The organism is Sporosarcina sp. GW1-11, assembly GCF_033088395.1.
In the GTDB taxonomy this organism is placed as follows: domain Bacteria; phylum Bacillota; class Bacilli; order Bacillales_A; family Planococcaceae; genus Sporosarcina.
Window position 1 is genome coordinate 39,842 of sequence record NZ_JAPMIW010000018.1, and the last position, 20,255, is coordinate 60,096.

A 20,255-nucleotide genomic window follows, 5' to 3' on the forward strand; every position below is an offset into this window, starting at 1 on the left:
TAAAACCTATTCTGCTTCAGAAGCAAAATAGGTATGTGTATTATCGTTCATTACTTAAAATCTCTAGGATACGCTCGAAGTCCTCATCAGATAAAAATTCAATTTCGATTTTACCTTTATTCTTCATCTTCTTAATCGTGACTTTCGTTCCGAATTGTTCTCGTAATGTTGATTCTTGTTCTGCGAGAAACAAATCTTTCTTCTTTGTTTTCTTCGTTTCACGTGGAACATCTTCATTTAATTGCTGTACAAGCTTTTCTAATTGGCGAACATTTAAGTGTTCATTCTTAGTTTTTTCAGCAATAGCTACAATTTGTTCCTTATTTCTCAATCCTAATAATGTGCGTCCATGTCCCATCGATAAAATTCCTTGGGAAATATCTTTTAGCACTTGCTCGGGTAATGCCAACAATCGAATGTGGTTAGCAATATGAGGTCTGCTTTTACCTAATCGAAATGCTAATTGTTCTTGTGTTAATTGCAAACTGTCCATCAATCGCTGGTAAGCCTCTGCTACTTCTATCGGTGTTAAATCTTCGCGTTGTAGATTTTCTAGAATGGCCATTTCCATAGATTGTTCATCTGTTAACTCTCGAACGACTGCCGGAATCTCTTTTTTACCTGCCAACTCTGAAGCACGGTATCGTCTTTCACCTACAACAATTTCATACCCGGTGCCTACGCTTCTTACGATAATTGGTTGTAGTACGCCATGTTCTTTAATCGATTCGCTTAACTCGATTAGTGATGCATCATCAAATATTGTACGTGGTTGAAACGGGTTTGCTTGAATGCTTTTTAATCGCAGTAACTCTACCTTTTCCAAGGACTCCCGAGGAAACAAAGCGTTTAGCCCTTTACCTAGACCTTTACTCATTCTCCGCCACTTCCTTTGCCAACTCTAAATAGACTTCCGCACCTTTTGATCTGGAATCATACAAAATAATCGGCTTTCCATGACTAGGTGCTTCACTTAATCTGACATTCCGTGGAATAATTGTTTTATACACTTTGTCTTGGAAATACTTCTTTACCTCTTCAATGACTTGAATACCTAAATTGGTACGCGCATCAAACATCGTCAATAAGACACCATCAATGTATAACGACTCATTTAAGTGTTTTTGAACGAGACGAATGGTGCTAAGCAACTGACTGAGTCCTTCCAATGCGTAGTATTCACATTGCACGGGAATAATAATTGAGTCAGAAGCCGTCAATGCATTTAACGTCAGTAATCCGAGCGATGGCGGACAGTCGATAATGACATAGTCGTATTGCCCTTTAATGTCTTGAATCGCATGTTTCATACGTACTTCACGAGAAATTGTAGAGACTAGTTCAATCTCAGCTCCTGCCAATGAAATTGTAGCAGGAATGATGTCTAAGTTCTCAATGTCCGTATGTAAGATGACATCTTGTACTGGTACGTCATCGATGAGCATATTGTAAATACAGTCGTGTACATCTCCTTTGTTGACACCGACTCCACTTGTTGCATTCCCTTGTGGATCAGAGTCGATAAAGAGCACTTTTTTGCCTATATGGGCAAGGCATGCGCTTAAGTTTACAGAAGTCGTTGTTTTACCGACTCCTCCTTTTTGATTTGCTATGGCGATAATCTTACCCACTCTCGCACCCGCTTTCTTTCAAATTTCAATTATTGGTTACCTATTATGTGCCTTGGCTTAAGTATAACTTCTTTAGACACCCAATATTCCACTTATCGTTCTTTAAGTCTCTACTATTTTATCATCTTCACAGGACGAACTCTATTGATATATAAGAAAACTCTTGCTAGTCGGACAGCAAGAGTTTTTTTATGTCACTTTTTAAGTATTTTAACCGTAATTGTATAGCAATCTTCAGAGTCTATTTCTTGCGATTCCACTTCGATCCCACTCTTAGTCATCAAAGTTAGTGACTCTCTTAAAGTATTTACTGCAATTCTCACATCTCTACTAACAGCCTTTTGACGGGATGCTCGTTTTTTTTCTGGTTGTGCTTTTTCAATTGGATGCAAAATTTCTTTAATTCGACTTTCAATTTCCTTGACGTTGTATTGATTTAATTTTGCTTCTTCCATTACTTCAATCTGTAGCGCTGTCTCTTTCAACGGTAACAGAGCACGTGCGTGTCGTTCGGAAATCTCTTGTTTCAGGATTGCGTCTTGTACTTCTTTAGGCAACTTTAATAATCGCATCTTATTCGCAATTGTCGACTGACCTTTGCCTAATCTTTGCGCTAAGGCTTCTTGTGTCAGTTCATGAAGTTTCAATAGATTTTCGTAGGCATATGCTTCTTCAATCGCAGTAAGTTCTTCGCGTTGTAAGTTTTCAATTAAAGCAACGGAAGCTGTTTCTTTATCACTTAGATTACGTACAATTGCTGGTACTTCTGTCCAACCAAGCTTGCGCATAGCACGATATCTACGTTCCCCTGCAATGATTTCATATTGTCCATCATCCATCTGACGAATCACAATTGGTTGAATTACACCATGCGTATGGATTGTTCTAGCGAGTTCTTCAATCTTTTCTTCACTAAATATTGTCCGTGGCTGAAACTGATTCGGCACAATTGAATCAATCGCAACTTGATCTACTTTTTCAAGTTGCTGAACTACCACTTCCTCAACCAATTCCATCTTTTCTCCCCCACCAAAAAAGCGCGATAAAGTATTTTTCAACCCCTGCACCACCTTTTCGAAACTAGTCCCTTTAACAACTTTTCTCTCTGTTCCACGTGAAACATCTTTACGTACTTAACCTGTAATAGGCGTCTTATTCGGCACTCCTGGTTTTCGAGGATATTTCTTAGGTGTTTGTTTACTCTTTTTAAAGATGAATATATGCCGTTCACTATTTTCTTCCGGCAATAAAAATTCATGTTCTTCTTGCAATTTAGCCCCAAGTAATTTAACGGCTTTTGCTCCCTCTTGCAGTTCTTCTGAAGCAGCTGCACCTTTCATTGAAACAAAAAGGCCTCCTACTTTAGCAATTGGCAAGCATAATTCGGATAATACCGACAAGCGTGCCACTGCACGAGCAGTCACTAAATCGAATTGTTCGCGATACTTTGGATTGCGTCCGAAATCTTCAGCCCTTGCGTGAACAAAAGCTACATTTTCTAACTCCAATTCGCCCGCTAAATGATTCAAGAAATTGATTCTTTTATTCAATGAATCTACGATCGTTACTTGAAGATGTGGATAGCAAATCTTCAATGGTACGCTCGGGAAGCCTGCACCTGCTCCTACATCACAAATAGATTCAACTGCTGTTAAATCCACGTAGAATGAACTAGTGATGGAATCATAGAAATGCTTTAAATATACTGAAGGTGCATCCGTAATTGCTGTTAAATTCATCTTTTCATTCCACTCTACGAGCACTTCAAAATAGCGTTTAAACTGTTGCTTTTGCACATCAGACAACTCGATGCCTTTTTGTCGTAACGAATCATAAAACTGTTCTTCCGTCATATTCTCATTCCTTTTCAAAAAGACTGACGCCTTTGAGCGCCAGTCATATTCTTAACCAGATACCTTTGCGATCTTTCCTTGCTCAATATAGACAAGTAAGATTGCAATATCTGAAGGATTCACACCGGAAATGCGGGATGCTTGCGCAATAGACAATGGTTGTACGGCTTTTAAATTTGCTTTTGCCTCTTTTGCAATGCCCGAAATCGCATCATAATCGATGTTTTCCGGAATCCGCTTATTTTCCATCTTCTTCATTCGTTCTACTTGTTGCATAGCCTTTTCAATGTAGCCCTCATACTTGATGAATATTTCTACTTGTTCCGCCACTTCGTCCGTAATCTCTTCTAGAGGCGGTACAACGGTGCGTAGTTCACTGTATTTCATCTCAGGGCGTTTCAATAAGTCTGCAGCTTTCATCGGCTCACGTAGCGCGGTTCCGCCTGCTTCTGCAATGATTGCCTGAATTTCTTCAGTAGGCTTAACAGATACTTTACGCAAATGTTCGATTTCAGCATCGATTTGCGCCTTCTTCGCTACAAAACTCTCATGACGTTCTTCACTGATCATGCCATTTTGATAACCGATTTCTGTTAAACGCATATCCGCATTATCATGACGCAACAATAAACGATATTCTGCTCTTGAAGTTAATAGACGATATGGTTCGCTTGTTCCTTTCGTAACTAAATCATCCACAAGAACACCGATATACGCTTCACTTCGACCTAATACCACTTCATCTTTCCCAAGAACGTTACATGCTGCGTTAATACCTGCCATCAATCCTTGAGCTGCGGCTTCTTCATAACCAGATGTTCCATTAATTTGACCAGCAGTATACAAGTTCTTAATCTTTTTTGTTTCCAATGTTGGCCAAAGTTGTGTAGCAATCACGGAATCGTATTCAATCGCATAGCCAGCACGCATCATTTCGGCCTTCTCAAGTCCTGGTACACTCGCAATTAGGCGGTGTTGTACATGTTCAGGAAGACTTGTCGATAAACCTTGTACGTAAACCTCACGCGTATTACGGCCTTCTGGTTCCAAGAAGATCTGATGGCGTGACTTATCTGCAAAACGAACGATTTTATCTTCAATAGACGGGCAATAGCTTGGTCCCTTCCCTTTGATCATACCCGAATACATCGGGGACAGATGAAGGTTTTCATTGATGATTTCATGTGTTTCAGGTGTTGTATATGTTAACCAGCATGGTAGTTGATCCATGATGAACTCCGTCGTTTCATAGCTAAATGAACGTGGTACATCATCACCTGGTTGAATCTCAGTTTTACTATAGTCAATTGTATTGCTGTTGATCCGTGGAGGTGTCCCTGTTTTGAATCGAACAGTCTGTAAACCTAATTCTTTCAAATGATCTGCAAGCTTGATGGATGGCATTTGGTTATTTGGACCACTTGAATACTTTAAGTCTCCAATAATAACTTCTCCACGTAAAAATGTTCCTGTCGTAATAATGACAGTCTTCGCACGGAAGATCGCACCAATTTGTGTGACGACCCCTTTTACTTCACCATCTTCTACAATCAAACGCTCCACGACCGCTTGGCGAAGTGTCAGATTAGGTTGTTCTTCAAGAATTCTTTTCATTTCTTGCTGATACAGGACTTTATCAGCCTGCGCACGCAACGCACGTACGGCAGGCCCTTTCCCTGTATTTAGCATACGCATTTGAATATGTGTCTTATCAATTACCTTGGCCATTAATCCGCCTAGTGCGTCAATTTCTCGAACGACAATCCCTTTTGCAGGACCTCCTAGGGATGGGTTACATGGCATAAAAGCGATCATATCTAGATTCATCGTTAGTACTAAAGTCGATGTGCCCATCTTCGCAGCGGCATATGCTGCTTCTGCACCCGCATGTCCAGCTCCGATGACTATACAATCGAACGTGCCTGCTTCAAATTGTGGCATGTTCGTTCATCCTTCCTATCATAAATTTATTATTTCCCGAGGCAGAACTTTGAAAACAACTCATTAAGTAAACTATCTTGAACGGTATCCCCAATGATTTCTCCGAGGATTTCCCATGTACGTGTAACATCTATTTGAATCATATCAATTGGTACACCTGCTTTTGCTGCTTGCACAGCGTCTTCAATCGTATGGCGAGCCTGTTTCAATAAAGCAATATGTCGAGCGTTTGAAACATACGATAGATCCCCTGACTCAAGTGACCCTTCGAAGAACAGTGAAGCAATTGCTTCTTCTAATTCTGTAATACCTTGCTCCTGCAAAATAGAGGTTGTAATGACTCGATCTTTCCCCGCCAGTTCATAAACACGCTCTAGATTAATCTTTGCCGGCAAATCTGTCTTATTAACGATGACTAGCATGTCCATTCCAGCAACAGCTTCAAATAAACGTTCATCCTCTTCAGTCAGTGGTTCAGAACTATTGACCATTAATAAAATTAAGTCTGCTTCCTTCAATACTTGTCTTGAACGTTCTACACCAATCCGCTCAACAATATCTTCTGTTTCGCGAATTCCAGCCGTATCGACAAGACGTAAAGGAACTCCCCTAACATTGACATACTCTTCAATAATATCACGGGTAGTACCTGCAATATCAGTCACAATGGCCTTATTTTCCTGCACTAAACTATTCAATAATGACGACTTTCCAACGTTCGGACGTCCGACAATAACAGTGGACAGCCCTTCACGTAAAATTTTACCTTGTGAAGAAGTACGTAATAACTGATCAATTTCATCACGTACCCATTCTCCTTTTTCAACCATTAAGGGAATAGTTACTTCTTCTACATCGTCATATTCTGGATAATCAATATTTACTTCCACCTGTGCGAGAGTTTCAAGAAGAGCTTTACGTAAATCACCAATTAAATGGGATAGCTTACCTTCCATTTGGTTAAGTGCGACACTCATCGCTTTATCGGTTTTTGCTCTGATTAAATCCATGACAGCTTCGGCTTGTGATAAGTCAATTCGACCATTGAGAAATGCCCGTTTTGTAAACTCACCTGGTTCCGCTAATCGTGCGCCCTCTGTCAATACAAGTTCTAACACTCGATTGACCGAAGTAATTCCTCCGTGGCAGTTGATCTCCACTATATCTTCCCGCGTAAATGTCTTTGGTCCCTTCATAATGGAAACCATGACCTCTTCCACTACTTCAGCAGTGGCAGGATCATGCAAATGTCCGTAATGAATTGTATGGGAGGGTTGTTCACACAACGACTTAGCTGCTGGCGATTGGAATATACGATCTACAATCTCCCATGCACACTCGCCGCTGATTCGAACGATGGCGATCCATTGGAGTTGAAATCGCGGCTATCGTATCAAAATGCAAATTTCTTCACCTTCCCGACTTCTTTATCCACATGTGAATATCTTTTGCGGATACAACTTTCTAACAATCAATACTATCATAAATCACTGCATTCTCCTAGCGTGTGAATTGAAAATATGTGGATATTTTCAAGAAAGATTGAATCCGGTATATGATACTTCATGATGTACTATAAACCGACAAAAAACCCCGCAGTATCAAGCTTCTGCGGGGTTGCCTTATTCAAAACTTTTAATGACAATATGACGATACGGGTCTTTTCCTTCTGAGAAGGTTTCGACATCCAATCTACGAGATAAAGCATTATGAATGACTTTTCTTTCATACGATGGCATTGGTTCTAATGCAACTTGACGTTTTGTTCGGATTGCACGGTCTGCCATGCGATCTGCTAGCTGTTCTAGTGATTGCTCACGACGTTCACGATAATCTGCTACATCAATACGTACAATTTTGAACTGCTTGGTGACCTTATTAGCCACGAGCTGTGCTAATTGCTGAATGGCATTTAACGTTTGTCCTCGTTTTCCTATTAAAAAGGCAGCCTTTTCGCTTTCTAATTGGAAGTTGATATACTTCCCTTTTGTTTCGTAGGTAACGACAACATCCGTAATGCCCATCTCTTTCGCCATATCGATTATATAGGTTTTCGTTTCTTCGATTGCTTCAACGTCATTAGACGCTTTGTTCTTTGAAACTTTTATAACTGTATCGTCTTTTGTATCTTCCAAATCATTTGACCGCAAACCAGTAGCCGATTTCGTTGCCAACTCTGAAGTTTTGATGTTTGATACTTTGGGTTCGGTGACAACAGGCAGTACTTTTTCCTCTGCAACAACAATTGGTTCTGCTACTTCAGTAGGCTGTGAGTGGATAGGTAGTTCAATAACGGTCACATTCACTACTGCTTCTTTTGCACCGAAACCAAGAAATCCTTTTCTGCCGTTTTCAATAATCTCTACTTCTACTTCATCTCTTGTTACACCTAGGTTCTGTATAGCCGATTCGATTGCTAGCTCAACGGTTGCAGCCCTTTGTGTAATTTGTTTCATTTCTTTTTCCCTCCTGTTTTCCCTACTTCGACGTCTTTTGGTTTGTCAAACGGCTTGTAGATCACAATGTTTTGGAGTAATGAAATGATATTTCCTACAATCCAGTACAAAGCAAGTGCTGCAGGTAAGAATGCACCGAATACCATGATCATGAATGGCATGATGTACATCATCGTCTTCATCTGCGGATTATCCATCGCTGGTCCTGTACGAAGAACTAACAATTGGAATAGTCCTGCGATAATAGCAAAGATGATACTTGGTGTACCAAGAGCCACGCCTAGAATACTGCCTAATTCAATTGTCGGAGTTGCATTCATTCGACTGATTGCATGGTAGAAACCAATAAATATTGGCATTTGGATGAGAACAGGCAAACATCCTGCAACTGGATTGATCTTTTCACTGATCATGATTTGTTGCATTTCTTCTTGATACTTCTTCTGTGTAACCGCGTCTTTAGATTTGTACTTTTCTTTCAATGCTTTCAGACGTGGCTGAATTTCCTGCATACGTTTTGAACTTTTTGTTTGCTGGACGATTAGTGGCAGTAATGCTGTACGGATAATTGCTGTTACGACGATAATTGCCAATCCGTATGTACCTAACCACGACTCAAATTTCATAATTAATGTTACGAGTGGCCATACGATGTATTCGTTCCAGATTCCCGTGCTCTCCGCTGTGATTGGCTTGTTAAATTCCGAACAACCTGCCATAAAGACAGCAACCACGACGAGCAATGAAAGGAACACTAATTTCTTTTTCACATTTTTTCCCCCAAACAATCAAAAAATTGTTTCTTAACTTTTTTTCAGTTTATCATGACGACTCCAAACGTTCTACTTCAATTGTAGAAAGTATTTTTTATCATTCTACTCTACGGATATTACTTAAATGCTTTTGCAATCTTTAAAACGTGCTGGAGATTCTTTTTGGCCGTATGGAAATCAAGCGTGGCAGCTTGATTTCTTGCGATAATAACATAGTCGAAATTAGGTTTAATCTCATCTTTCATCTCTAAGAAGGATTGGCGGATATAGCGCTTTATCCGGTTACGCGTGACGGCATTCCCTACCTTTTTACTGACGGATAGCCCGATGCGGAACTCTTCTTGGTCTGTTTTCTCATAGGTATAGACGATAAACTGTCGATTCGCAAAAGACTTTCCTTTTTTAAAAACTGTTTGAAATTCTAGGTTTTTCTTAATTCGCTGGCTTTTTTTCATCATTCCACCTGCTTTAATTTTCTTCCACTACTGCTGATCCTCTAATTAGGAAGTCGCTTTTCGAGTAGGGTTTGTCGTGAAGAAGCTATTCGATAGCAAAAAAAAGACCACTGATAAGTCAGTGGCCTTATGCTGAAAGAACTTTTCTTCCTTTACGACGACGAGCTGCTAAAATTCTACGGCCGTTTTTCGAACTCATTCTTTGACGGAAGCCGTGGACTTTACTGCGTTTACGTTTATTTGGTTGGAATGTACGTTTCATTTCGTAAGACACCTCCTGCTTGATTGTCTCTTTTACTACTGTGACAGTCTTGAATAGTATAGCTACCCAGTAAAAGAATGTCAATGATTTTCTATAGAACAAGTTTTATCACACCAAAGATCTCCGCACCTTACACGAAAACTTATCCACAGATTCATCTGCCGCCCTTCTGGATGAAATGTTGGTAGATTGAAATTGTGGATTTTTTATTCCGGCAATTGTCGACAAGTTTTTCACATATCCATGCCTGTGGATAACCACTTTATGCACAGGTACGGGTATTGTGGGTAAATCATTAGACTCCTTGTCATTATTCATTTTCCCTGTTACAATTAAAAAGCTTTTATTGTGCATACAAATTTCAAAACAAATCTTATCCACATATGTGAATACAATGTGGATAGTTTTTTCAACATGTTTCGATAACTTTTATCCACAAGCCTGGATACTGTGTATAAACAGTTTTCCGGCTTTTATATTCTAACGTAAAGGAGGCACACGATTGGACAATTTATCGAGTTTATGGGAGAAGGTATTAAGCAATATTGAAGCGCGTGTTTCGAAACCAAGTTTTGAAACCTGGCTAAAATCCACCAAATTGCTGACGTATGAATCGGAAAGTGCAACAATTTCAGTTCCTAATTCATTTGCTAAAGATTGGTTGGAAACACATTACGTGCATTTAATTACTGGTATTTTATCGGAGTTAACGGGAGAAGACCGGATTATCGAGTTTGTTGTTCCACAAGATATGGCTGAACACGATATTAAATTGCCGAAAACACAACCAAAAGCAGTAGAGAAGGTTCCTACGACAAACTCTGCTGGGATGCTGAATCCAAAATATACGTTTGATACATTTGTTATTGGATCAGGTAACCGTTTTGCGCATGCTGCTTCACTTGCTGTTGCAGAGGCACCGGCTAAAGCGTATAATCCACTCTTCATCTATGGTGGTGTAGGACTAGGAAAAACACACTTAATGCACGCAATTGGCCATTATGTATTGGAGCAAAACCCATCATTAAAGGTCGTTTATTTGTCATCTGAAAAATTCACTAATGAATTCATTAATTCAATACGTGATAATAAAGCCGGTGACTTTAGGGATCGATACCGTAATGTAGATGTACTATTAATTGATGATATTCAATTTTTAGCAGGAAAAGAACAAACGCAAGAAGAGTTTTTCCATACATTTAATACATTGCACGAAGAATCCAAGCAAATCATCATTTCAAGCGACCGTCCACCAAAGGAAATTCCTACACTGGAAGATCGGCTACGTTCACGTTTTGAATGGGGATTAATCACGGATATTGCACCTCCAGACTTAGAAACCCGAATTGCAATCCTACGTAAAAAAGCTAAGGCAGATGGGCTTGTTGATATTTCTAATGATGTAATGTTATATATCGCCAATCAAATTGATTCGAATATTCGCGAGCTTGAAGGGGCTTTGATCCGCGTAGTTGCATACTCTTCGCTCGTAAATGCAGATATTACGACAGATCTAGCAGCGGAAGCTTTGAAAGATATTATTCCGAACTCCCGTCCACGAATTATTTCCATATTGGATATTCAGAAATCCGTTGGGGAACACTACAATATAAGGTTGGAAGACTTTGTTGCGAAGAAACGAACACGTGCAATTGCATTCCCACGCCAAATTGCGATGTATTTGTCGAGAGAATTGACTGATTCATCACTACCGAAAATTGGTTCAGAGTTTGGTGGACGAGATCATTCTACTGTGATTCATGCCCATGAGAAGATTTCAAAACAACTGGACGTAGACAAATCTTTGCAGCAAGATATACAAGAAATTAAGAAATCACTAGGACGCGCGTAAGAAATTGTGGATAACTGTGGACAAGTTGTGCGAGGTACTCCACGTCTTATGCACATGTGGGAAACTTAGAAACTTATACGTTTTTAGCAGTTTTCCACATATCCACAGGCCCTACTACTATTACTACTATATTTAATTACTTAATTATTATTATATAAGCGAGGTATCGAGATGCAGTTTGAAATTATGCGAGATAGATTGTTGGATGGATTAAGCGATGTCGTCAAAGCAATCAGTTCAAAAGTGACTACACCGATTTTGACAGGGATTAAGTTAGAAGCTACACAAAAGGGATTGACGATGACCGGAAGTGATTCAGATATTACAATCTCAACATTTATTCCGTTAGAAGAAGACGGCACACAAATTATTAAAATGATTCAGCCAGGTACACTAGTACTTCAAGCGAAAGTGTTCAATGAAATCATTCGTAAACTTCCAACGAATGAAGTAATGATTGAATTACGTGATGGTATGAAGACACATATTCGCTCTGGACAGTCTGAATTTCATATTATTGCCCAAAGTGCAGACGAATATCCTATTTTGCCGGACATTCAAGATGCTGATCGTTTTGAACTACCAGCAGACTTGATGAAATCTATTATTCGGGAAACCGTTTTTGCTGTATCTCAACAAGAAACACGACCTGTATTGACTGGTGTTCAGTGGATGATGAAAGAAAATGAGCTATATTGTATAGCTACGGACAGCCATCGCTTAGCTCGTCGAATAATTACTCCAGAAGTTCAAGCAAGTACGCCATTCAATGCGGTGATTCCAGGTAAAAGTCTCCAAGAGTTAAGCAAAATTTTACCCGATCATTCTACTGCAGTAGAAATTTTCATTGCAAACCAACAAGTATTATTTAAATTGCACAATGTATTGTTTTATTCAAGATTGCTTGAAGGGAACTACCCCGATACATCTCGTCTTATTCCAAGTGAATATAAAACATCCATTACGATTAATGGACGGAATTTACTCCAAGCAATTGACCGAGCGTCATTACTTGCACGTGAAGACCGCAATAATATTGTCCATTTTTCTACTGATGGTAGTCCACATGTGCAAATCTCTTCAAATTCCCCAGATGTGGGTAACGTTGAAGAATTGGTGGAAGCTGTGCACATTGAAGGGGATCCATTAAAAATTTCATTCAGTGCTAAGTATATGATGGATGCTCTAAAAGCAATCGATGGCCAAGACCTGAAGATTCATTTCACAGGTAGCATGCGACCATTCATTTTGAAGTCAATTGATAGCGAAGCGATTTTGCAATTAATTTTGCCAGTTCGTACGTTTTAATTCGTGAATAAAGTAAATAACTAGAGAAAGGATAGTCATATGTTGGCTATCCTTTTTACTTATCGTGAAAAGTTAGGTAAACTAAAGGGACAGACTAAATGGTGAGGGATTGAGAATTCATGGAAAACGTAAAATTTAATGCTGAATATATAACACTAGGTCAGCTATTAAAGATGACTAACATTATTAGTTCGGGCGGTATGGCAAAATGGTATTTAGGTGAAAATATAGTCTATGTAAATGGTGAACCAGAACAACGTCGTGGTAAAAAATTATATGACGGTGATGTTGTGAATATCCCGGATGCAGGAAAATTTAAACTGTCTGCGGATGAATCTGGACAGTCGGATGTATATTGATCGGCTAAAGTTAACGGACTACCGAAACTACGACTCCCTAGAATTGCAGTTCTCACCAACTATGAATGTATTGATCGGTGAAAATGCCCAAGGAAAAACCAATATCATGGAGGCGATCTATGTATTGGCCATGGCAAAATCACATCGCACATCAAATGATCGTGAACTCATACGTTGGGAACGAGAGTGTGGTAAAATAGAAGGGCACGTAGAACGTAAATTTGGACATATGCCATTAGAGTTAACGATTACTAAAAAGGGTAAGAAAGCAAAAGTTAATCACTTGGAACAAAATCGTTTGAGTATGTATGTGGGACAAATGAATGTTGTAATGTTCGCACCTGAAGATTTACATATTGTCAAAGGTAGCCCACAATTACGCAGACGTTTTTTAGATATGGAAATAGGACAAATCTCAAGAGTGTATTTGCACGACTTAGTTAATTTTCAAAAGGTGTTGAAACAACGCAATGCTTTGCTAAAAGCAAATCGTGGTAAGTTGGACCTTCAGGATGTAATGTTCGACATTTATACAGAACAGTATATTCAAGTGGCGGTACAAATAATTCGCAAGCGTTTCTATTTTATGGAGTTGCTTCAAAAATGGGCAAATCCTATTCATCAAGGTATATCACGTGGCCTAGAGACACTTGAAGTTTCATATGGAACTTTAAAAGATCTACATTCTGGGCAGACTGTTGATGAAATGGAAACTATTTTTGCGAATCAGTTGAAAAATGTTAGAAGACGCGAATTAGAACGAGGGCTGACATTAGTAGGTCCACATCGTGATGATTTGCAGTTTTTTGTGAATGGATATGATATTCAAACATTTGGGTCACAAGGTCAGCAACGAACAACGGCTCTCTCTTTAAAACTTGCAGAAATTGAGTTAGTAAAGCAGGAAGTAGGAGAAACACCTATTTTATTATTGGACGATGTGTTATCTGAATTAGATGATTATCGTCAATCACACTTACTGAGTTCGATGCAAGGACAGGTTCAAACATTTGTCACAACGACAAACATTACTGGAATTGATCATGATACGATCCAGCAAGCAGCCATTTTTGAAGTGCATGCTGGTTCTGTAAAGCGTGAAAGATAGAAAGTAACGGTTTGCTAGGTTTGGAAAGGAAAGGTGAACACCTTGGCAATGGAAGAGAAAGATATGCAGCCAGCTTATGATGCGAATCAGATACAAGTATTAGAAGGCCTTGAAGCTGTCCGTAAACGTCCCGGTATGTATATTGGAACGACAAGTGCGAAAGGTCTTCATCACCTCGTATGGGAGATAGTGGACAATAGTATTGACGAAGCACTTGCTGGCTATTGCGATCACATAGAAGTAACAATTGAAAAAGACGATTGGATTCGCGTAGAAGACAATGGTCGTGGGATCCCAGTTGGCATTCAAGAATCAACAGGAAGACCAGCCGTAGAAGTCATTATGACTGTTCTCCACGCCGGCGGGAAATTCGGCGGTGGCGGTTATAAAGTTTCTGGTGGTTTGCACGGTGTTGGTTCATCCGTTGTTAACGCGTTGTCTGAAAAGACAGAGGTCTATGTTAGACGGGATAATAAATTATTTGCCATTGAATTTTCCAGAGGACCTGTTTCAAAAGAGTTAGAAGTGATTGGAGATTCCGATGAGACTGGAACGACTATTCGTTTTAAAGCGGACCCTGAAATCTTCACTGAAACAACTGTCTATGAGTACAGTACACTTGCTACGCGTTTGCGTGAACTAGCTTACTTGAATCGTGGGTTACGTATAACCATTACAGATGAACGCGGTGAAGAAACAAAAACTGAACTGTTCCATTACGAAGGCGGTATTAAATCATACGTACAGCATTTGAATGCGAATAAAGAACCGATTTTTGAAGATCCGATCTTCATCGAAGGGGAACGTGACGGAGTTTCAATAGAAATTGCTATGCAATACAATAGCGGTTATGCAGAAAATCTGCTGTCATTTGCTAATAATATTCATACGTATGAAGGTGGTACGCACGAGTCAGGCTTTAAAATGGCATTGACACGCGTTATCAACGACTACGCACGAAAAAATGGCTTATTGAAAGAAGCAGATGTCAATCTATTAGGGGATGATGTGCGAGAAGGACTTACAGCAATTGTCTCAATCAAACATCCAGACCCCCAGTTTGAAGGCCAAACGAAAACAAAACTTGGAAACTCCGAAGTAAGCACAATTACAAATTCACTATTTTCCGAAGCATTGCAACGGTTTTTAATTGAAAACCCTGTGGTGGCTCGTAAAGTTGTAGATAAAAGTACAATGGCAGCAAGAGCGCGTATGGCTGCAAAGAATGCTCGTGAATTGACGCGACGTAAATCTGCACTAGAAGTATCTAGCTTACCTGGAAAGCTATCTGACTGTTCTTCTAGAGATCCAGCGATTAGTGAATTGTATATCGTTGAGGGTGACTCGGCTGGCGGTTCAGCAAAAAATGGCCGGGATCGTCACTTCCAAGCAATTTTGCCTTTACGTGGTAAAATCCTAAACGTAGAAAAAGCACGTTTAGACCGAATTCTCGGAAATGCAGAGATACGCATGATTATTACGGCACTTGGTACAGGAATCGGCTCAGAATTTAATTTGGAGAAAGCACGTTACCATAAGCTCGTCATCATGACAGACGCTGACGTAGATGGTGCACATATCCGTACGTTATTATTAACATTCTTCTTCCGTTTCATGCGCCCGCTAATTGAAGCTGGGTATGTATATATTGCACAGCCACCGCTTTATCGTGTGCGCGCAGGGAAAAGGGAAGAATATTGTTATGACGAAGAAACATTACAAGAGATCTTGAGAAGTATGCCTGCTTCTCCAAAGCCAGATATTACACGCTATAAAGGTCTAGGTGAGATGAATCCGGAGCAACTGTGGGAAACAACGATGGATCCAGACAAGCGTACATTCCTACAAGTTCGTCTCGAAGATGCTATGGAAGCAGACAACACGTTTGAAGAATTGATGGGCGATGAAGTAGAACCGCGCAGAAGATTCATTGAAGAAAACGCTGTTTTTGTAAAAAATATCGATACCTAATCAGTCGTCAATCGTTTGTTGATTGACAGAAGTTGAATTTATAGATGTAAGTGGTGAAAGGAGCTTGACAACATGGCAGATTTGCCAAGAGGCGGAGTGCAAGAAATAAATATTAATACAGAGATGAAAACATCCTTTCTGAACTATGCGATGAGCGTTATCGTTTCTCGTGCGCTACCAGATGTTCGAGATGGTTTGAAGCCAGTACATCGACGTATTTTATATGCAATGCATGATTTGGGTATTACAGCGGATAAACCACATAAAAAGTCAGCACGTATCGTAGGGGACGTTATTGGTAAGTACCATCCACACGGTGACAGTGCTGTTTATGACACAATGGTTCGCATGGCTCAGGACTTCAGCTATCGTTATATGCTCGTTGACGGTCATGGGAACTTTGGTTCTGTTGATGGCGACGGTGCTGCAGCGATGCGTTACACAGAATCACGTATGTCGCGTATTGCGATGGAATTATTACGCGATATTAATAAGAACACAATAGACTTCCAAGCAAACTATGATGAACAGGAAAAAGAGCCTGCCGTTTTGCCAGGTCGTTATCCTAACCTACTAGTTAATGGTACATCAGGTATTGCAGTAGGAATGGCAACAAATATTCCTCCTCACCATCTGGGAGAAACAATAGATGCAGTACTTGCATTGGCAGAGAACAGTGCAATTACAACGGAAGAGTTGATGGAAATTATTCCGGGGCCAGACTTTCCAACGGGTGGCATGATTCTTGGACGTAGCGGAATCAGACGTGCTTATGAGACTGGCCGTGGTTCTCTTATTATCCGTGGTAAAGCGGAAATAGAGACTGCTTCAAATGGTCGTGAAACGATTATTGTGACGGAAATACCATTCCAAGTAAATAAGGCAAAGTTAATAGAAAAAATTGCGGAACTCGTACGCGATAAGAAGATTGATGGCATTACGCACTTGGCGGATGAATCAGACCGTACAGGGATGCGAATTGTCATTGAAGTTCGACGGGATGCAAATGCCAATGTATTGTTGAATAATCTGTATAAGCAAACTGCCTTGCAGACTAGTTTCGGGATTAATATGCTAGCACTAGTGGACAAGCAACCAAAAGTCTTGTCGCTGAAAGAAATTCTATTCCATTACTTGGAGCATCAAAAAGTAGTGATTCGCCGTCGTACGCAGTTTGAGCTCAACAAAGCCGAAGATCGTGCACATATCTTAGAAGGACTGCGTATAGCACTCGATCATATTGATCGGATCATTGCATTAATTCGTGCGTCTAAAACAACGGCTGAAGCGAAAACAAACTTGATGGAAACATTCGAGTTGTCTGATCGTCAGTCACAGGCCATTTTGGATATGCGTTTGCAACGTCTAACGGGTCTGGAACGCGATAAGATCGAATCTGAATACCAAGAGCTCTTAGCACTCATTTCAGAGTTACGTGCTATTTTAGCAGATGAACTGAAAGTGATTGAAATCATCACGGAAGAGTTAACTGAGATCAAAGAACGTTTTGCAGATGAACGCCGAACAGAGATTATGCTTGGCGGTGCCGAAACACTAGAAGATGAAGACTTGATTCCAGTAGAGAATTCCATCGTGACGTTAACTCATCAAGGCTATATTAAGCGCCTACCTGCAAACACTTACCGTAGTCAAAAACGTGGCGGTCGTGGTATTCAGGGGATGGGTACGAACGAAGATGACTTTGTTGAACACTTATTGAATACATCTACACATGACACGATCTTGCTATTTACTAGCCGTGGCCGCGTATTCCGTAAGAAGGGCTATGAAGTTCCTGAATATAGCCGAACTGCAAAGGGCTTACCGATCATCAACCTTATTGATTTTGAAAAAGATGAAAAAGTAACTGCAATGATCCCAATTAGTGAGTTTAGCGAAGATCATTACTTATTCTTTGCAACAAAACATGGTGTTGTCAAACGCACATCGATTATGGATTATGCAAATATCCGTGCAAATGGACTTATTGCATTAGGTTTGCGTGAAGATGATGAGTTAATTTCTGTGAAGATGACAAATGGAACGACAGATATTGCGATCTGTTCAAAACAAGGAATGCTTATTCGTTTCGATGAAGAGAGTATTCGTCCGCTTAGCAGAACTGCAGCTGGCGTACGTGGAATTCGCTTGCGTGAAGCAGATGAAGTCGTTGGCATGGATATAGTAACTCCAAACGACGACATTCTCGTAGTCACTGAGAAAGGCTATGGAAAACGGACGCCTGAAAGTGAATACCGTTCGCAGTCACGTGGTGGTTTTGGCCTAAAAACCATGCATATGACAGAGCGTAATGGAGATATTATTGCAATGAAAGCAGTTAATGGCGATGAAGATCTTATGCTCATTACAATTCATGGCATCCTAATCCGTATGTCCATTGGTGATATTTCAATATTTGGCCGTTCGACTCAAGGTGTTCGATTAATTCGTTTGGCAGACGATGAACTTGTAGCTACTGTCGCAAAAGTTGAAAAGGATGAAGATCGTGAAGAGGATATAGAAGAATCAGAAGTAATTGACGAACAAGTTTTAGATGAACTAGAAGATAAAGAGTAAGTAAAAGTTATTGAGGGGGCATCAAGTGCTACTTCAATAACTTTTTTTTATTTTATCTATGATATTTCAATCACGTACTATCCAAATAATTGTGAATAATATATGATAATGGATAGAGAAAAGGAGATTGGTGAAGCCGATGGATGTCTACAAAGAAGTGAGTGAATTACGTCCAGGTAACTTTTTAAGAGAAGATTTATATGCAAATACAAAGAATCCTATTATGGTAAAAGACACTAAGCTAACACTTGAGCACTTTGAAGTTCTTCGTTCATTCGGAATAACTAGAGTGTTGATCGAGTCAAAAGTACAAAGCCATTCAGAACATTCACTAGAAGAAAAGATAACTGAAGTGAAACTAACACCAGAAGTTGAAAGACTAATCAATCAAAGTCCACCTCCAAAGTCTAGGACGTTGGAGTCGTTATACGATGAAACGGTGGAAGCTTATCGTAAAGAATATGACGGATATAGATCTGGTAAGAAATTAGACGTTGCAACAGTCCGTTCAATTGCTCTACCGTTGATTCAAGCTTTCTTAGAAAACAAAGAATATGTAAGACGCCTGAATGATTTCTCCACAATCCAGCATTATCAGGCGCATCATTCAATCAGCGTAGGAATTTTAGCCGCATTAATTAGTGAACAGATGGGTTATCCAAAAGGGCAAGTGTTGCAAATAGGTGTTGCAGGTGTATTAGCAGACAGCGGAATGGCAAAAATTGATCAGACGATTATTGAAAAGGTTGCATTTTTGACAAGAGATGAGCTAAATAAAGTGAAGAAGCACGTCATTCATAGTTTTCAAATGGTCCAAGACTCACCACTAGTACGCCAAGAAATGAAAGTAGCTATTTTACAACATCATGAGCGGTTTGACGGTAGTGGATACCCAAGAGGAGTAAAAGGACAAGAACTTACAGAAATCTCCCAAATACTCTCCGTCGCAGATGTTTATCACGCAATGACATCAGAAAGACCTTATCGTCAAAAGGAGAACTCATTTAAAGTAATTGAGCTAATGCGTGAAGAAGAATTTGGAAAGTTCGATATGAAAATCATTCAAGTTCTTCACGAATTGATAAATAAGTTGTCTATCGGAACAAAAGTAAAGCTGACAACTGATGAAATAGCAGAAGTTATCTACTTACACCGTGATTTCCCATTGCGACCTATTGTTAAAGTTCTCGGTAACGGGGAACACATTGATTTATCAACCAACAGGAAAATCACTATTGCAAAGCTTATTTAAGTATTCATCTCCTGTCTACGCGGGAGATGAATGCATGATCTTTAGTGCAGTACCATTACAAATAATAATATACTAGTTTAGGCCTTTGCTAGACGTACCTTCTATAAAGTGCTTAATAAGTAAAGCGTGCAATATTTCGCGTCTAAGACCGATAAATGAAAAGGAATAAAGAAGATGGTAGTAATACTTGCTATCTACATATACACGTGTTATATTAATAACCGTCGTATTAAGCAGTCACGAAAACATCATTCTTAATTAAAAGAAAAACCTTTTAAGAAAAGTATTGACAATGAGATAACGACTTGGTATGATTAGAAAGTTGTCTCTTACGAAAGAACAACTACATGAACCTTGAAAACTGAACAGCAAAACGTTAACGAAATAAACGTTTGTGCATCGACTCTGTCGGTGACATAAACAAAATGAGTATCTTAATTGATGCCAGCAAATGAAA

At 39.7% G+C, this 20,255-nt stretch carries 16 protein-coding genes and 1 pseudogene; 7 read left to right on the forward strand and 10 right to left on the reverse strand.

The genetic code is table 11. The features are described 5' to 3' along the window. Positions 1-40 precede the first annotated feature (40 nt). The 10 genes and pseudogenes from ORD22_RS11435 to rpmH all read right to left on the reverse strand — a co-directional run bounded on the left by ORD22_RS11435 (position 41) and on the right by rpmH (position 9,371). Positions 41-877 (reverse strand): ParB/RepB/Spo0J family partition protein, encoded by an 837-nt coding sequence (locus tag ORD22_RS11435; RefSeq protein ID WP_317646125.1) that lies wholly within the window; start codon positions 875-877, stop codon positions 41-43. After that, positions 870-1,631 carry a ParA family protein gene (locus ORD22_RS11440; RefSeq protein ID WP_317646126.1) on the reverse strand — a complete coding sequence of 254 codons (762 nt, stop codon included), beginning with the start codon at positions 1,629-1,631 and terminating at the stop codon, positions 870-872. Before ORD22_RS11440 ends, ORD22_RS11435 begins: the two co-directional genes overlap by 8 nt. A 194-nt stretch (positions 1,632-1,825) precedes the next feature. Then, positions 1,826-2,689 carry a nucleoid occlusion protein gene (gene noc / locus ORD22_RS11445; RefSeq protein WP_317646128.1) on the reverse strand — a complete coding sequence of 288 codons (864 nt, stop codon included), beginning with the start codon at positions 2,687-2,689 and terminating at the stop codon, positions 1,826-1,828. A 75-nt stretch (positions 2,690-2,764) separates the two neighbouring features. After that, entirely contained in the window at positions 2,765-3,484 is a 720-nt protein-coding gene (gene rsmG, locus ORD22_RS11450; protein ID WP_317646145.1) for a 16S rRNA (guanine(527)-N(7))-methyltransferase RsmG, read from the reverse strand. A gap of 51 nt (positions 3,485-3,535) precedes the next feature. After that, positions 3,536-5,425, reverse strand: coding sequence for a tRNA uridine-5-carboxymethylaminomethyl(34) synthesis enzyme MnmG (gene mnmG, locus ORD22_RS11455; RefSeq protein ID WP_317646129.1), 1,890 nt, complete (start codon positions 5,423-5,425; stop codon positions 3,536-3,538). A 29-nt stretch (positions 5,426-5,454) separates the two neighbouring features. Further along, positions 5,455-6,829 (reverse strand): annotated as a pseudogene (gene mnmE / locus ORD22_RS11460) (tRNA uridine-5-carboxymethylaminomethyl(34) synthesis GTPase MnmE). Positions 6,830-7,047: 218 nt separating this feature from the next. After that, complete coding sequence (gene jag, locus ORD22_RS11465; RefSeq protein WP_317646130.1) at positions 7,048-7,881, reverse strand: RNA-binding cell elongation regulator Jag/EloR; 834 nt, start codon at positions 7,879-7,881, stop codon at positions 7,048-7,050. Continuing rightward, positions 7,878-8,651, reverse strand: coding sequence for a membrane protein insertase YidC (gene yidC, locus ORD22_RS11470; RefSeq protein WP_317646131.1), 774 nt, complete (start codon positions 8,649-8,651; stop codon positions 7,878-7,880). The genes jag and yidC overlap by 4 nt, the downstream gene beginning before the upstream one ends. Before the next feature lie 119 nt (positions 8,652-8,770). Beyond that, on the reverse strand, positions 8,771-9,109 hold the full coding sequence (gene rnpA / locus ORD22_RS11475; RefSeq protein ID WP_317646132.1) for a ribonuclease P protein component: 339 nt from the start codon (positions 9,107-9,109) through the stop codon (positions 8,771-8,773). A gap of 127 nt (positions 9,110-9,236) precedes the next feature. Next, positions 9,237-9,371 carry a 50S ribosomal protein L34 gene (gene rpmH / locus ORD22_RS11480; RefSeq protein ID WP_114925257.1) on the reverse strand — a complete coding sequence of 45 codons (135 nt, stop codon included), beginning with the start codon at positions 9,369-9,371 and terminating at the stop codon, positions 9,237-9,239. A 502-nt stretch (positions 9,372-9,873) separates the two neighbouring features. Between rpmH and dnaA the strand changes: the two genes are divergently transcribed. From dnaA to ORD22_RS11515, 7 genes are all read left to right on the forward strand, one after another. Then, positions 9,874-11,223 carry a chromosomal replication initiator protein DnaA gene (gene dnaA, locus ORD22_RS11485; RefSeq protein WP_317646134.1) on the forward strand — a complete coding sequence of 450 codons (1,350 nt, stop codon included), beginning with the start codon at positions 9,874-9,876 and terminating at the stop codon, positions 11,221-11,223. A 171-nt stretch (positions 11,224-11,394) separates the two neighbouring features. Beyond that, on the forward strand, positions 11,395-12,531 hold the full coding sequence (dnaN, locus tag ORD22_RS11490; RefSeq protein ID WP_317646136.1) for a DNA polymerase III subunit beta: 1,137 nt from the start codon (positions 11,395-11,397) through the stop codon (positions 12,529-12,531). 119 nt (positions 12,532-12,650) lie between these two features. Next, complete coding sequence (yaaA, locus tag ORD22_RS11495) at positions 12,651-12,890, forward strand: S4 domain-containing protein YaaA (RefSeq protein ID WP_317646137.1); 240 nt, start codon at positions 12,651-12,653, stop codon at positions 12,888-12,890. Further along, entirely contained in the window at positions 12,880-13,998 is a 1,119-nt protein-coding gene (recF, locus tag ORD22_RS11500) for a DNA replication/repair protein RecF (protein ID WP_317646138.1), read from the forward strand. The genes yaaA and recF overlap by 11 nt, the downstream gene beginning before the upstream one ends. Before the next feature lie 48 nt (positions 13,999-14,046). Continuing rightward, on the forward strand, positions 14,047-15,969 hold the full coding sequence (gyrB, locus tag ORD22_RS11505) for a DNA topoisomerase (ATP-hydrolyzing) subunit B (RefSeq protein ID WP_317646146.1): 1,923 nt from the start codon (positions 14,047-14,049) through the stop codon (positions 15,967-15,969). Positions 15,970-16,041: 72 nt separating this feature from the next. Continuing rightward, positions 16,042-18,546 (forward strand): DNA gyrase subunit A, encoded by a 2,505-nt coding sequence (gene gyrA / locus ORD22_RS11510; protein WP_317646139.1) that lies wholly within the window; start codon positions 16,042-16,044, stop codon positions 18,544-18,546. Positions 18,547-18,685: 139 nt separating this feature from the next. Further along, on the forward strand, positions 18,686-19,798 hold the full coding sequence (locus ORD22_RS11515) for an HD-GYP domain-containing protein (protein ID WP_317646148.1): 1,113 nt from the start codon (positions 18,686-18,688) through the stop codon (positions 19,796-19,798). Positions 19,799-20,255 lie beyond the last annotated feature (457 nt).